This window comes from Prolinoborus fasciculus, assembly GCF_056724605.1.
In genome coordinates, this window is sequence record NZ_JBWZQN010000007.1 from 16,288 (window position 1) to 30,045 (window position 13,758).

General features: G+C 42.8%; 16 protein-coding genes. 10 read left to right on the forward strand and 6 right to left on the reverse strand.

Translation table 11 applies throughout. The annotated features are described in order from the left end of the window. Nucleotides 1-21: 21 nt before the first annotated feature. A complete protein-coding gene (locus AC1P5O_RS02665; protein WP_005266235.1) occupies nt 22-1,209 on the reverse strand; it encodes an O-succinylhomoserine sulfhydrylase in 1,188 nt (395 codons plus the stop codon). 142 nt (nt 1,210-1,351) lie between these two features. Between AC1P5O_RS02665 and AC1P5O_RS02670 the strand changes: the two genes are divergently transcribed. From AC1P5O_RS02670 to AC1P5O_RS02715, 10 genes are all read left to right on the forward strand, one after another. Further along, nucleotides 1,352-2,449: an alpha/beta fold hydrolase gene (locus AC1P5O_RS02670; protein WP_348942132.1), complete on the forward strand. Its 1,098-nt coding sequence runs from the start codon at nt 1,352-1,354 to the stop codon at nt 2,447-2,449. A gap of 61 nt (nt 2,450-2,510) precedes the next feature. Continuing rightward, nucleotides 2,511-3,383, forward strand: a complete 873-nt coding sequence (locus AC1P5O_RS02675; protein WP_348942133.1) for an NAD(P)-dependent oxidoreductase — start codon at nt 2,511-2,513, stop codon at nt 3,381-3,383. A gap of 87 nt (nt 3,384-3,470) precedes the next feature. Continuing rightward, nucleotides 3,471-3,740 (forward strand): YARHG domain-containing protein, encoded by a 270-nt coding sequence (locus tag AC1P5O_RS02680; RefSeq protein WP_004278704.1) that lies wholly within the window; start codon nt 3,471-3,473, stop codon nt 3,738-3,740. Nucleotides 3,741-3,771: 31 nt separating this feature from the next. Further along, the gene (locus AC1P5O_RS02685; protein WP_222112182.1) at nt 3,772-4,185 is read left to right on the forward strand and encodes an HIT family protein; all 414 of its coding nucleotides are present in this window, start codon (nt 3,772-3,774) and stop codon (nt 4,183-4,185) included. Between the two features lie 311 nt (nt 4,186-4,496). Beyond that, the gene (locus tag AC1P5O_RS02690) at nt 4,497-5,552 is read left to right on the forward strand and encodes a porin (RefSeq protein ID WP_348942134.1); all 1,056 of its coding nucleotides are present in this window, start codon (nt 4,497-4,499) and stop codon (nt 5,550-5,552) included. A 438-nt stretch (nt 5,553-5,990) separates the two neighbouring features. Continuing rightward, a complete protein-coding gene (gene cydP, locus AC1P5O_RS02695) occupies nt 5,991-6,182 on the forward strand; it encodes a cytochrome oxidase putative small subunit CydP (protein WP_004645265.1) in 192 nt (63 codons plus the stop codon). Then, a complete protein-coding gene (locus AC1P5O_RS02700) occupies nt 6,182-7,768 on the forward strand; it encodes a cytochrome ubiquinol oxidase subunit I (RefSeq protein WP_348942135.1) in 1,587 nt (528 codons plus the stop codon). Before cydP ends, AC1P5O_RS02700 begins: the two co-directional genes overlap by 1 nt. Further along, on the forward strand, nt 7,765-8,910 hold the full coding sequence (gene cydB, locus AC1P5O_RS02705) for a cytochrome d ubiquinol oxidase subunit II (RefSeq protein WP_348942136.1): 1,146 nt from the start codon (nt 7,765-7,767) through the stop codon (nt 8,908-8,910). Before AC1P5O_RS02700 ends, cydB begins: the two co-directional genes overlap by 4 nt. Before the next feature lie 26 nt (nt 8,911-8,936). Further along, a complete protein-coding gene (gene cydX, locus AC1P5O_RS02710; protein ID WP_004278713.1) occupies nt 8,937-9,038 on the forward strand; it encodes a cytochrome bd-I oxidase subunit CydX in 102 nt (33 codons plus the stop codon). Between the two features lie 3 nt (nt 9,039-9,041). Continuing rightward, complete coding sequence (locus AC1P5O_RS02715; RefSeq protein WP_004278714.1) at nt 9,042-9,344, forward strand: cyd operon YbgE family protein; 303 nt, start codon at nt 9,042-9,044, stop codon at nt 9,342-9,344. A 20-nt stretch (nt 9,345-9,364) separates the two neighbouring features. Here the strand turns inward: AC1P5O_RS02715 and AC1P5O_RS02720 are convergent, their stop codons facing one another. From AC1P5O_RS02720 to eno, 5 genes are all read right to left on the reverse strand, one after another. Next, nucleotides 9,365-10,033, reverse strand: a complete 669-nt coding sequence (locus AC1P5O_RS02720; protein ID WP_348942137.1) for a DUF6988 family protein — start codon at nt 10,031-10,033, stop codon at nt 9,365-9,367. 89 nt (nt 10,034-10,122) lie between these two features. Beyond that, on the reverse strand, nt 10,123-11,262 hold the full coding sequence (rodA, locus tag AC1P5O_RS02725) for a rod shape-determining protein RodA (RefSeq protein ID WP_348942139.1): 1,140 nt from the start codon (nt 11,260-11,262) through the stop codon (nt 10,123-10,125). A gap of 112 nt (nt 11,263-11,374) precedes the next feature. Further along, complete coding sequence (ispD, locus tag AC1P5O_RS02730; RefSeq protein WP_348942140.1) at nt 11,375-12,088, reverse strand: 2-C-methyl-D-erythritol 4-phosphate cytidylyltransferase; 714 nt, start codon at nt 12,086-12,088, stop codon at nt 11,375-11,377. After that, on the reverse strand, nt 12,057-12,449 hold the full coding sequence (locus AC1P5O_RS02735; protein ID WP_004645271.1) for a septum formation initiator family protein: 393 nt from the start codon (nt 12,447-12,449) through the stop codon (nt 12,057-12,059). The genes ispD and AC1P5O_RS02735 overlap by 32 nt, the downstream gene beginning before the upstream one ends. Nucleotides 12,450-12,456: 7 nt before the next feature. Further along, complete coding sequence (eno, locus tag AC1P5O_RS02740; protein WP_348942142.1) at nt 12,457-13,746, reverse strand: phosphopyruvate hydratase; 1,290 nt, start codon at nt 13,744-13,746, stop codon at nt 12,457-12,459. Between the last annotated feature and the right edge of the window lie 12 nt (nt 13,747-13,758).

Sequence of the window (13,758 nt, forward strand, 5' to 3'; positions counted from 1 at the left end):
TCCGAACATAAATTTATAAAATTAAATCAGGTCTAAACCGCGACGAATATCCTGGATAATATCACCAATCTCTTCCAAACCAACAGATACGCGAATCAAACCTTCGCGAATACCGGCAGCTTCTTTGGCTTCAGGCGACAATTTACCGTGTGTCGTGGTTGCCGGATGGGTAATGGTCGATTTCACATCGCCCAGATTACCGGTAATCGAGATAAACTGGGTATTGTCGATGACAGTCCATGCTTCCTCACGGCCACCTTTCACTTCAAAAGACACAATACCGCCAAAACCGCTCTGCTGTTTTGCTGCCAGTTCATGACCGACATGCTCAGGCAGGCCCGCATAATATACTTTTTCTACTTTTGGATGCTGATTCAAAAATTCAGCCAGTTGTTGAGCACTTGCTGAATGTTCACGCATACGCAAACGTAGTGTCTCCAAGCCTTTCAGGAAAACCCAGGCATTGAATGGGCTCATTGACGGGCCGGTGGTACGCACATAACCGAAGATTTCTTCTAGTAACTTGTGATTACCTACGACAGCACCACCTAGCGCACGGCCTTGGCCATCGAGATATTTAGTCGCAGAATACACCACCAGATCTGCACCAAATTTGAGTGGTTGTTGTAACACCGGTGTACAGAAGCTGTTATCAATCGCCAGTAAAGCATTATTGGCATGCGCAATATCGGCGAGTCCCTGTATATCGGCTACTTCTGCTAAAGGATTCGATGGAGATTCAACAAAGAGAATTTTGGTTTCAGGTTTAATGGCATTTTTCCATGCATCAAGATCGGTTAGATCGACAAAATCAACACTAACGCCAAATTTTGCGACATATTTTTCAAACATGGAAACCGTAGAACCGAAGACTGCACGTGAACAGATCACATGATCGCCCGCTTTTAAAAAAGCCATCATCACTGCCATAATGGCTGCCATACCCGAACTGGTGGCGACGGCGCGCTCTGCACCTTCAAGTGCAGCCAGACGCTTTTCAAACATGGCAACGGTCGGATTGGTAAAGCGAGAATAGATATTGCCCGGTTCCTGGCCTGAGAATTTAGCTGCGGCTTCTGCCGCATTTTCATAAACAAAGGACGATGTTAGAAAAATCGGTTCGCCATGCTCACCTTCAAAAGTGCGGGTATGACCGGTACGAATGGCTAAAGTTTCTAATTGGTAAGAAATATCGTCTTGCTGGCTCATCGCTTTACCTCAGCCCTAAGGCTGCCTTTTGTAAAAATTTGCCAACATTTTGAGCGCCTAAGCTATTTCAGGTCAAGGCATAATAAGCGATTATTGCTTAGACTTCGATCAATCCTCCCGCGGATACGGATATTTTATTTACATGATTCAGTTAAAACAAAACTTTCAGCGCCAGCAAAAAAAATTGAAACACCTCAGCACCCGGATGTTTAATGCCTCCTCACTGATCCTGTCGCAAAAAACCCCTTTTGAATATATTGCCGGCACCGAGTTTTGCAAGATTCGCTATTACGCTTCACCTGAGAAAAAATATAAGGAGCCTCTGGTCTTCATCGCACCCTTGGCGATTAATATGGATATCTATGATCTGTATCCTTATCGCTCTCTGGTCAAGCATTTTCAGCATAGCGGTTTTGATGTCTATCTGGTGGAATGGAAACGTTTTAACTTTAAGCACCGCCACCTGAACTTTTTATCTTTTATTGATACAGCCATTCCTCAATCTATTGAAACCATCTGCAAGCATTCGGGCAGTCAGTTCATTTCCCTGCATGGCTGGAGTATGGCTGGTGTATTTGTCACGCTCTATACCGCCCTGCATTCACCTGAACATGTCAAGAATCTGATCGTGGTGGGCAGCCCTATCGACAGTTATGCGTCAGGACGTGTCGGCAAACTATTTTCTACGACCAATAAGCTGATTTCTAAAAATAAAAATCTGCAACAGGCCATTCATCAAGGACTGATCCCGAAGCAATATATTCATACGCCGGGAATTGTAAATGCTCTGGGCTTCAAGTTACTTGACCCGATCGGCTGGCTTAAAAGCCAGAAGCAGTTTTTGCTGAATCTGGATCATGTCGAAGATGTCTATGAACATGCCACTATGGGGAATTTCCTGAACAAGATGATTGATTATCCAGGCGGGATCAATCAGGACATGGTGCTGCATTTATGGCTACAAAATCCTTTAAAGCAGGGCTCTATCACTTTAGATGGTCGTGTCGTTGATCTTAAAAATATCAGCTGTTCCCTATTGGTGGGTGCAGGTCAAACCGATCAGATTGTCACAGAACAGTCAGCTAAGCCTTTGATGGAATTGACAAGTAGCCAGGATAAGACGTTTACTCTTATACCGGGTGGTCATCTTGGACTCATGTCGAACCAGAAAACGGCAAATACATTCTGGCCAAAAATGACGACCTGGCTGATGCAGCGCTCTACACGTCTTGATGCTTAGTGTAGATTCCCTGCACCAGAAAAAATATTAAATAGATTTAAACATATTCAGAGGGTACAGCATGATTCAGTCAGTGGCATTTATCGGCTTAGGTGCAATGGGTTTTCGTATGGCAGCACATTTACCCAAGCATTTTGATACGGTCTATGTCTGGAACCGCAGCTTTAACAAGGCAGAGCAACATGCTGCTGAATATGGCACCCAAGCCGTCACACTGGAACAGGCCGTACAGGCAGATGTGATTTTTTCTTGCCTGCCAACCAGCGCTGATGTAGAACAACTTCTGGAAAATTTATCACTTAAATCCGGTTCAGTCTGGGTCGACTGCACCAGCGGAGTACCAGATTCCGCGCAAAAACTGGCAGTCCAACTGGCTGAACGCGGGGTGATCTTTCTGGATGCACCTGTCAGCGGCCAAACCATTGGTGCTGAAAATGGCACTTTAACCGTGATGGTGGGCGGCAATGCGCAGGGTTATGAAAAAGCCCTTCCTGCGATGCAGGCTTTTGGCAAGCTGATCAAGCATGTCGGTGAATCTGGCGCGGGTTTTGCAGTGAAGGCCGTAAATAATATGTTAATGGCTGTAAACCTGTGTGCCGTCGCAGAAGGCTTTACCACACTGAAAGCGCATGGGGTAAACCTGCATGAAGCACTGGATTGCATTAATGCTTCAAGTGGTAAAAGTATGGTGACTGAAACCGTATTGCCACAGCGTATTTTAAACCGCAGCTTTCCTGTAACCTTTGCCCTGCCACTCTTGGCCAAAGATACAGGTATCGCAATCGACCTTGCACGTGAAGCCAAACTTTCTGCGCCTGTGCTCTCGTTGACCCAGAATCTGATTCAGGCAGCCAGTGACCTGTCGGATAAAAACAGTGATTTTTCCAGTGCTGTGAAAATGTATGAATCATGGAGTAATATTACCATCGAGTAATATCTCGCCATTGAATAATGATAACGAAACCTCATATTGTGGCTATATAGGCAGGCACATATAGTGGATAACCCAGAGGAAACTCTCATGAAGAAATTTTCTGTTGCAGCATTGATTGGCTTTGCAACTTTGTTCGGGGCTTCAACATCGGTTCTTGCATCTGAACAAGAGTGCAAAAAATTAAAAAATGATCATGATGTGATTTATGCGTCTAAAGGTTTCTGTTTTAAAGACCCTGAAGCAAAAGCCAAGTTTGGTAATGACAATTGCTATACAACCAAACCAAAATTCTCGGAAAAAGAGCAACAACGTCTTGACGCGATCAAAGATCGTCAGAAAGAATTGAACTGTAAATAATTCAGTTTAATAACGCTCAAGGAATGTACTTATGACTTATGATGATCAGAATATTTTTGCACGAATACTACGCGGTGAACTTCCTGCGATAAAAGTGTATGAAGATGATCAAGTTCTTGCATTTATGGACATCATGCCTCAGGCAGAAGGTCATACTCTGGTAGTTCCGAAAACTCCAGCAATTACTTTACTGGATCTACCGCCTGAAGCTGCAGCCTATACGATTCAGATCGTACAGAAAGTTGCAAAAGCCATTGAAAAAGCTTTAGGTGTGGATGGTATCGTACTGATGCAGTTATCAGGTGCCGCAGCGGGTCAGACCGTACCACACGTACATTTCCATCTCGTTCCAACCTCTTTGCACAATCTGGGCAAACATGCAGCACAGATGGGCGACCAGGAAAAAATCAAAGCGCTGGCTGAGAAAATTAAAGCTGCCCTTTAAGCTATTCTTAATACCTAAAAATGGAGCCTCGGCTCCATTTTTTTCGATCGCCTAAAATGAATAATACTAATTTTTTATGAAATCTCATAAACACAATAGCTTAAGCAACTAATTAATAATAACTTTTCAAGAAAGATCACAACCTATTCATATTTTTACAAAACGAAACATTTAACAGATTTGAAATATTTCCTTAATCTTACTGTCTTATTTGTAATTGATACTGAGCACCAATACAGGACGGTAGCAAAATTTAACAAAGCTACCACAACACCCTTGTTAGAACCAAACAAGTCTTATTGGAGCTACACATGAAAAAAACTCTTTGCGCATTGGCAGTTGGGGCAACAATTTTAACACCAGTGATGGCAGCTGCAGCTGATGTTAAAGTGTATGGTCGTGCACACGTATCTTTAGACTATCTTGATAATGGCGCAGATTATAACGAAGTAGGTCTTTCTTCAAACTCTTCACGCCTAGGCTTTAAAGCTGAACAACAATTAGAAAATGGCATGACTGTTTTTGGTCAAATCGAACAAGAAATCAACTTCGCTAGCGGTGCTGAAGATGAAGATGATGGTGTTAACTTCGCAACGCGTGATACTTTCGTTGGCTTAAAAGGTGACTTTGGCCAAGCACGTGTAGGCCGCTTTGACAGCCCATTTAAAGTAGCGCGTGGTCCAGTCAACTTCTTTGGTGACCAATTAGGTGATATCCGAAACGTAACTCGTGCGGGTGACTTACGTTTTGATGAACGTAATGCCAATACGATTGAATATAAATCACCAAAGTTTGGTAGCGGTTTTAATGTAATCGGTGCTGTATCTCTGCACAGCGAAACAGAAGTGGCTGATAAGGAAAAAAGCAAAGCATATGACTTAGCTTTAACTTATAAAGAAGGTCCGGTTGATTTTGCTGCTGCTTATGAACACTATGAAGAAGATGCAAGTCGTGGCGAACGTGATGGCTTCCGTGTTGCAGCTGCATATAAAATTACACCAGAATTAAACTTCGGTGGTTTATATCAGTATTTAACGCATGATAATGATGCTGATAATCCGGATGCTCAAGTATTTGGTGTAGCTGCTGACTATAAATTTGCGCCAAAAACATATCTACGTGGTCAAGTGTTCCACCGTGATGTAGATGCAGATGATGCAAATGCAACATTATTGGCACTTGGTGTAGAACATCGTTTAGACAAAGCAGTACGTGTATATGCAAACTTGGCAACTGTACTGAATGATGAAAACTCTAACTTGACACCATGGACTCAAGGCCGTAGTACAAAAACTTCAGGTATCACAGGTGGTGCAGATGGTGAAGATGCAATGGGTCTATCTCTAGGTTTACGTTACGACTTCTAAGTTCTGCTCTCCTCAGAAAGCTTAAAAAGAACATGCCTCCAGCATGTTCTTTTTTTTTGGCGTGTTTTTTATCAATATAAATAAAATGAGAAAGATTGTGACACTGATATTCAACCCTTATAAAACCAACCAATTTAGTTTGATTAATTTATCCCATTATTTTAAAACCAAGCATTTTAATCAAATTAAAAAACATTAATCCAACTAAAATAATCTACATTTAAATATATAAATATAAGCATTTTAGTCGGATTTAAAAACCAATAAAATTACATAAAATAATAAAAACTAATTAGAATAAATTTTAACTCATATAAATATATATTTATTATTTTCAAATGCTTATAAATATATATTTATTTAAATTGTATCGTCTATTTATTTTTTAGTTACAATAGATTAATAATATACAACAAGTCATATAACAGGCTTAGTCGAATGAGCTTAGTTCCCAAAAATCTAAACCAGAGAGTGGTTAGAGAAATAACTGCTATTTTAATTATCAAGGTTATTTTACTGATGATAATTAAAAATATCTGGTTTGATGCGCCTACGATTCCTAAAAATTTTGATAACCAAGTCGCCGAGCGTATCGCCGGCAATCCTTCCCAAATCCAGGAGACACGTTGATGATTTCTGAAAGCGTGGTCGATCTCTCGCGGTTCCAGTTCGCCATGACCGCGATGTATCACTTTATTTTTGTTCCACTGACTTTAGGCCTGGCTTTTTTGCTTGCCATTATGGAAACCACCTATGTGATTTCCGGCAAAGAAATCTATAAAGACATGACCAAGTTCTGGGGAAAACTGTTTGGTATTAACTTTGCCTTAGGGGTAACCACCGGCCTGACCATGGAGTTCCAGTTCGGAACCAACTGGGCTTATTACTCGCATTATGTCGGTGATATTTTTGGTGCACCACTGGCAATTGAAGGTTTAATGGCCTTTTTCCTTGAATCGACCTTTATTGGCTTGTTCTTCTTTGGCTGGGATCGTCTGTCCAAAGTACAACATCTGGCAGTGACCTGGCTGGTAGCTTTAGGTTCGAACATGTCTGCGCTGTGGATTCTGATCGCCAATGGCTGGATGCAAAACCCGGTTGGTTCTGTATTCAACTACGAAACCATGCGTATGGAAATGGTGGACTTTGCTGCTCTGATATTTAACCCGGTTGCTCAGGTTAAATTCGTACATACCGTATCTGCAGGTTATGTCACAGGGGCTATTTTTGTACTGGCCATTTCAAGTTATTACATGCTGAAAAAACGTGACCTGCCCTTTGCACGCCGTTCTTTTGCCATCGCAGCCATCTTCGGCCTTGCTTCTACACTTTCGGTGATTTTACTGGGGGATGAATCAGGTTATGAGCTGGGTGATGTACAGAAAACCAAACTGGCAGCAATTGAAGCCGAATGGGATACCCACCCTGCGCCTGCACCATTTACTTTGTTCGGTATTCCGAATAAGGAAACCATGACTACAGATTATGCAGTGAAAATTCCTTATGTGATGGGTCTGATTGCTACACGTTCTACGACTGAACAAGTCACAGGTATTAAAGACCTGCTGGTTCAGCACGAAGCGCGTATCCGTAATGGTATGGTGGCATATTCACAACTGGAAAAATTACGTGCTGGTGATCAGTCTCCAGAACTGAAAACCGCTTTTGAAGAAAGCCAAAAAGACTTAGGTTACGGGCTGCTTTTGAAAAAATACACGCCAAATGTCGTTGATGCCTCTGATGAGCAAATCAAAGCGGCTGCTAAAGACACTATTCCACACGTACCAAGTCTGTTCTGGGCCTTCCGTGCCATGGTAGCTTCCGGCTTCCTGATGCTGCTTTTATTTGCACTGGCAACTTTTGCGGTAGCCAAACGTAATGCTGAAAACAAACCATGGTTATTGAAATTTGCATTATTTGCACTTCCTCTGCCTTGGATTGCTGCGCAAACCGGCTGGTATGTAGCAGAAGTAGGTCGTCAACCTTGGACCATTGGTGAGGTATTACCGACGCATCTTTCAGCATCAAGCTTAAGCACAGGTGATGTCTGGGGTTCAATCTTGGCATTGGCAGCGTTCTATACCGTGTTACTGATTATTGAAATGTATCTGATGATCAAGTTCTCACGTCTTGGCCCAAGCTCACTGCATACCGGTAAATACCATTTTGAAAAGCTTGCAGCTGCAGAGAAGGCAAATGGGGAGACTCAAGCATGATCGAATATGAATTATTAAAAATCATTTGGTGGGTGCTGGTCGGCGTATTGCTGATTGGCTTTGCCCTCACCGATGGCTTCGATATGGGCTCCATGGCGATCATGCCATTTGTGGGCAAAAATGATAGTGAGCGCCGTGCAGCGATCAATACTATTGCACCGCACTGGGACGGTAACCAAGTTTGGTTTATTACTGCCGGCGGTGCGTTATTCGCTGCCTGGCCAATGGTCTATGCAACTGCCTTCTCCGGCATGTACTGGGCCCTGCTACTGGTCCTGTTTGCGCTTTTCTTACGTCCGGTCGGTTTTGACTATCGCTCAAAACTGGAAAATACCAAATGGCGTAATTCATGGGACTGGGGTCTGGCCATTGGTGGTGCAGTGCCTGCATTGGTCTTTGGTGTAGCTTTCGGCAACATGTTTCTGGGTGTACCTTTTACTTTAGATGAAACTGTACGTTCAACCTATACAGGTAGTTTCTTTGCCCTGCTCAATCCATTTGCAATTGTGTGTGGTCTGGTCAGTTTATCGATGCTGTGTGCACATGGTGGTGCATGGTTAATGCTGCGTACTGATGGTGATCTACGTCAGCGTTCTGCCAAAGCCACACAAATCATGGGCTTAGTCTACCTTGCAACTTTCCTAGCTGCAGGCGCTTGGCTGTACTTTGGTGGTATTCAGGGCTATACCCTGGTTACACCTTTTGATACCAATGGTGTTGCCAACCCGCTCGCCAAAGAAGTGCTGACCAATGCCAATCCTGGCTGGATGAATAACTACTCGACTTATCCAATCACGATGGCAGCGCCTATTGCCGGCATTTTGGGTGGCTTGATCATTGTACTGGCAGCAGGTAAAAACAAAGCTGGCTTGAGCTTCCTGGGTTCATCTCTGGCAGTCGTCGGTGCAATTCTAACTGCCGGTTTTGCCCTGTTCCCGTTCTTGATGCCATCCAGCTTGAATCCCACAGTGAGTCTGACCATGTGGGATGCAGTATCCAGTAAAAATACCCTGACTGTAATGACGGTTGCTGCCTGTATCTTTGTTCCATTGATCCTCATCTATACCACTTGGTGTTATTACAAGATGTGGGGCGTGATTACCAACAAACACATTGAAGATAATTCACACAGCTTGTACTAAGAGCTGTGTTCTAAGGAGACAAGATTATGTGGTATTTTGCCTGGATTCTGGGTGTACTGATGGCGTGTTTTGCCAGTGTGATTGCTGCCATTTACATGGAACAACACCAAGACCTGGATGAGGAATAAAACATGACCGAAGCTGCGCTTGAGAAAACCGTTGTAGACAAGAAACCAAACAAATTTGCGATGATGATTTCCTGCCTCCTGGCTTTTCCTCTCGCAGCAGTGTTATTGGTTCATCCTTCTGCAATGCTGGATGCCAATGGTGAATATAGCCATAGTGCCATGATGTATATCATGATTGGTATTTCTGGAGGCTTTGTCCATGGTGTCGGCTTTATGCCGCGCCACTGGTTCTGGAAATGGCTGTTTAGCCCTTTCTTGGCATGGCCTTTAATGATCTGGGGCTATTACACCTGGTTTCTCAGTTAAAGTATGAAATTAAAAAGCCCTCATTTGAGGGCTTTTTTATATCGTTTATCGATTTCTGCTTTTTGTTCTACTGTTATATCACTTTGCATTTGGAAGCAATTTCTATATTGAGCATGAATGTGATGAAGATACTTCTCTTTACCCGCATGTCTTAATAATATTTGTGCGGCCATCGTAATAAATCCATTTACTTGTTTAATAATCGCAAGCCTTTGCTCATCAGCCAATCCTGCTCTTTTCTGAATTAATGAATTTCGTCCTGTATGAACAATAGAATGTAAATGTTTTAATGAGTAAAATTTAAACTCTTTAAACATCTCTACTATATGAGCTATCTCTACAACATTCTCTAATTTCGTTATCATTTCTACTGCTGTCGGGATTTTAATATTCTTTAAAAGGTCATCTGCATTATTTAATTCAAACTTTTGTATTTCCTGATTTGAGGCAACCATAAGTAACCAGTAAGCTCTAACGACCGCCTCAAACTGAATTCTAAACAAGGCCAGCGCAGATATATCTCTTTTTATTTCCAGTAAACTGAGAATAGCCACACCATGCTCAATCGACAATTCACAGCATTGATAAACTATCTCAAGCCGAGGCCCACCCTCCAAAAATATTGAATTATTTAATTCACTCCCAAGCTCTTCCAACATTTTTTCTGATTCACGAAAAATACTACTCAAACTTAACTTCCTTTTTTATACTTAATAGAGATTTATGTTTTGTTTTAAGAATAATAAAAAAGCCGAAACAAGTCCGACTTTTAAAATAACTATCGATGGGTATGAATCGACATCACAATGCCCATCCCGGCCAGCATGGAAATTACCGCTGTTCCGCCATAACTCATGAGCGGCAATGGATCTCCAGTTACAGGTAAAATCCCGCTCACCATGCCTGAGTTTAAGAATACAAAGAAGAAGAAAGTCAGTCCCATGGCTCCAGCATATAAACGGCCAAAGTTATGAAAGCTGTTTAAACCAATGATCAAACAGCGAATTATAATGGCAGTAAATAAACTGAACAGCAGAAAAACACCGATAAAACCGAATTCTTCGGCATAGGTCGACATAATAAAGTCAGTATGATGTTCAGGAAGATAACCTAAATGTGATTGCGTACCTTCAGTATAGCCTTTGCCCGTGGAACCACCTGAACCAATGGCAATTTTGGACTGGATAATATTCCAGCCTGCGCCCAAGGCATCCGACTCCGGATCAAACAACGTGGTAATACGCTTTTTTTGATACTCTTGTAATACAAACATCCATGCAGCTGGAGCTGCCACGGCTACTGCCGCTGCTGCACCACCAATCAGACGCCACGACATCCCACTTAAAAATAGAACAAAAATACCAGGAATTACCAAGCCAATGTTCAAGTCAGGCTGAAGTGCCACCAAAACAAATGGTACGCCCAATAAAATCAAAGCCCCGACAATATGCAAAAATTTGGGAGGAAACGGCTTACGTGCAAAATACCATGCCATCATCAAAGGCATCGCAAATTTCATCACCTCACTCGGTTGCATGCTTCCCACCCCCGGCAAGGTAATCCAGCGGGTTGCACCTAAACGTTTTTCACCAATCACAAAGACCAGAAGCAGCATGAAGATCCCGAAGGCATACAGGTATGGACTAATCGCCTGATAGACTTTCGGTGGAATCTGCGCACAGATAAATAGCAGCACAAAACCAATCCCGAAACTGACGGCCTGACGCACCACCATGCCAGAGTCTTCGGAAGTCGCGCTATACACCACCATTAAACCCAGGATTGCATTGAGAACCAGAAAGCACAATAACCATGGATCAAGGTGCAACTTGGTCCATCGAGATGAATCTTGCGGGTTAATACTACGTCCATCACGCAAAGAATGACGTAAAAACCGATACTGCTGTGAAGGTATCATTGGCCAAAAGGTGAAAAAGAATGATGGCAAAATTATAAGTGAAAGCTATAGCGAATAGATCGCTATAGCCAGATTTATTCTGCTTTTATTTAAATATTATTTGAATATATTTTTAAGCCTGAGCCTGTAAAATCAGTCTGGCGAGTTCCAGATCATCCGGATAGGTAATTTTAATATTATCGGAACGACCTTGTACTACACTCACTGGCTCACCGATATGCTCCAGTGCACTGGCTTCATCGGTAATCGTAGCCCCACCCTGCAAAGCCTGCTCAAGCGCCCGTTTCAACACACCTAGCTTGGCCATTTGTGGCGTTTGTGCCTGCCAGAGCATCGAGCGATCCACTGTTTCCTCAATATCAAAATTGGTTACTACACGCTTAAGTGTATCTCGCACCGGAATCGCCAGAATCGCAGCCCTATCCTTGGTAATTGCCGTATTGACCAACTGTTGCAGACAATCCTGACTGACACACGGACGTGCCGCATCATGTACCAACACCCAGTCATCTTCAGAAGCGATTTGAGATAAATAGTTCAGTGCATTTAACACGGAATTCACCCGCTCGGCACCACCCAAACAAAAATGGGCTTTCTCCAGCCTGGAAAATGGAAGCGTTTTTGCGACATTATCCTGTACACCAATCGCCAGGACATAACCCGTCAAAGGCAGTTGATTCAGACGAGCCACCGTATGTTCAAGAACAGTACGCTCTTGAATCATCTGATATTGTTTCAGTTCTGTTTTGGAGAAACGGCTACCGGAACCTGCAGCTGGAAGAATGACCCAAAGTTTAGGGTGTAGTTGGTGCTTCAGCTGACTCATTGGTTCGCAGGTCTACTTTAGAATTAGGATTAAGATAGATCGGTTTATATTGAGTACTGATCGTGCTCATTTGAATAAAAGTTTCGCGTGGCTTAATCAGACCAAGATCTAAACGCGCATGTTCTTCGATGGCTTCAATACCATTCTTCAAATCATAAACTTCTGCCGCCAGAACGCGATTACGCTCTTTCAGCTCATCATTCAATTCCATCTGTTGCTGGATTTTCTGGGTCAGTTGCTGATGATCATGATAACCACCTTCACCAAACCAGTATAAATATTGAAACCCTGCGATCAAAATGATCGCAAGGCCCAACAGTACTTTACTCGCAGTCGAGTCGAATACATTTAACATTGACATAAGTCGCTTAGTTCAAACCTTTGAACTCAGCTTTACCGCGATATGCAGCATTAGTCAATTCTTCAATACGAAGTAATTGATTATATTTCGCTACACGGTCAGAACGGCAAAGTGAACCAGTCTTGATTTGACCCGCTGCTGTACCTACTGCAAGATCAGCAATCGTTGAATCTTCAGTTTCGCCTGAACGGTGTGAAATTACAGTAGAGTAACCATTTTCTTTCGCAAGGTAGATGGCATCTAAAGTTTCAGTCAAGGTACCGATCTGGTTGTATTTAATCAGAATAGAGTTACCCACTTTTTCGTTGATACCACGCTGCAGGATTTTCGGATTCGTTACGAACAAGTCATCACCTACCAACTGGATCTTGTCACCAAGAATTGAAGTCAGGTAAGACCAGCCTTCCCAGTCAGATTCGTCCAGACCATCTTCAATCGAGATAATTGGGTACTGGTTTACAAGACCTGCTAAATAGTCAGAGAACTGGTTGCTTGTGAACGCTTTGTTGCCTTCGCCCGCAAGAATGTATTGACCATTTTTGTAGAATTCTGAAGATGCACAGTCAAGCGCAAGCATGATGTCAGAACCTGCTTTGTAGCCAGTTTGACCAATTGCTTCAAGAATAACCGTAATTGCTTCTTCGTTTGAACGTAAGTTCGGCGCAAAACCACCTTCATCACCTACCGCAGTATTTAAACCTTTTTTGTTTAATACTGATTTAAGTGAATGGAAGATTTCAGCACCGGCACGTAGTGCTTCAGAGAATGAAGTGAAGCCTACTGGCTCAATCATAAACTCTTGAATATCGACGTTGTTGTCTGCATGTGAACCACCATTGATGATGTTCATCATTGGTACAGGCATGGTTAGAATCGTTTGACCGCGAAGATCTGCGATGTATTGGAAAAGAGGAATTTTCTTTTCTTCAGCAGCAGCGCGAGCAGCAGCCAAAGACACTGCCAAAGTTGCGTTTGCACCTAATTTTTCTTTGTTTTCAGTACCGTCAAGCGCGATCATCTTGTTATCGATGTCTTTTTGTTCGAATACTGATTTACCGACCAAAGCGTCACGGATTAACGTATTGACGTTATTTACCGCAGTTTTAACGCCTTTACCTAAGTAACGCGCTTTATCGCCATCACGAAGTTCTAAAGCTTCACGAGAACCAGTTGAAGCACCAGATGGTGCACATGCACGGCCAACTACGCCAGATGCTAAGATTACGTCTGCTTCGATGGTAGGGTTACCACGAGAGTCCAAAATTTCACGTGCACGAATGTCAACGATTTGGCTCATGAACTATTCCTC

Bases quoted from the DNA above. Each gene is read 5' to 3' on its own strand.
- AC1P5O_RS02700 (WP_348942135.1), top strand. From the start codon at position 6,182: ATGATTTCTGAAAGCGTGGTCGATCTCTCGCGGTTCCAGTTCGCCATG.
- AC1P5O_RS02715 (WP_004278714.1), top strand. From the start codon at position 9,042: ATGACCGAAGCTGCGCTTGAGAAAACCGTTGTAGACAAGAAACCAAAC.
- ispD (WP_348942140.1), bottom strand. From the start codon at position 12,088: ATGAGTCAGCTGAAGCACCAACTACACCCTAAACTTTGGGTCATTCTT.
- cydB (WP_348942136.1), top strand. From the start codon at position 7,765: ATGATCGAATATGAATTATTAAAAATCATTTGGTGGGTGCTGGTCGGC.
- rodA (WP_348942139.1), bottom strand. From the start codon at position 11,262: ATGATACCTTCACAGCAGTATCGGTTTTTACGTCATTCTTTGCGTGAT.
- AC1P5O_RS02680 (WP_004278704.1), top strand. From the start codon at position 3,471: ATGAAGAAATTTTCTGTTGCAGCATTGATTGGCTTTGCAACTTTGTTC.
- AC1P5O_RS02670 (WP_348942132.1), top strand. From the start codon at position 1,352: ATGATTCAGTTAAAACAAAACTTTCAGCGCCAGCAAAAAAAATTGAAA.
- AC1P5O_RS02665 (WP_005266235.1), bottom strand. From the start codon at position 1,209: ATGAGCCAGCAAGACGATATTTCTTACCAATTAGAAACTTTAGCCATT.
- AC1P5O_RS02685 (WP_222112182.1), top strand. From the start codon at position 3,772: ATGACTTATGATGATCAGAATATTTTTGCACGAATACTACGCGGTGAA.
- cydX (WP_004278713.1), top strand. From the start codon at position 8,937: ATGTGGTATTTTGCCTGGATTCTGGGTGTACTGATGGCGTGTTTTGCC.
- AC1P5O_RS02735 (WP_004645271.1), bottom strand. From the start codon at position 12,449: ATGTCAATGTTAAATGTATTCGACTCGACTGCGAGTAAAGTACTGTTG.
- AC1P5O_RS02675 (WP_348942133.1), top strand. From the start codon at position 2,511: ATGATTCAGTCAGTGGCATTTATCGGCTTAGGTGCAATGGGTTTTCGT.
- cydP (WP_004645265.1), top strand. From the start codon at position 5,991: ATGAGCTTAGTTCCCAAAAATCTAAACCAGAGAGTGGTTAGAGAAATA.
- AC1P5O_RS02690 (WP_348942134.1), top strand. From the start codon at position 4,497: ATGAAAAAAACTCTTTGCGCATTGGCAGTTGGGGCAACAATTTTAACA.
- eno (WP_348942142.1), bottom strand. From the start codon at position 13,746: ATGAGCCAAATCGTTGACATTCGTGCACGTGAAATTTTGGACTCTCGT.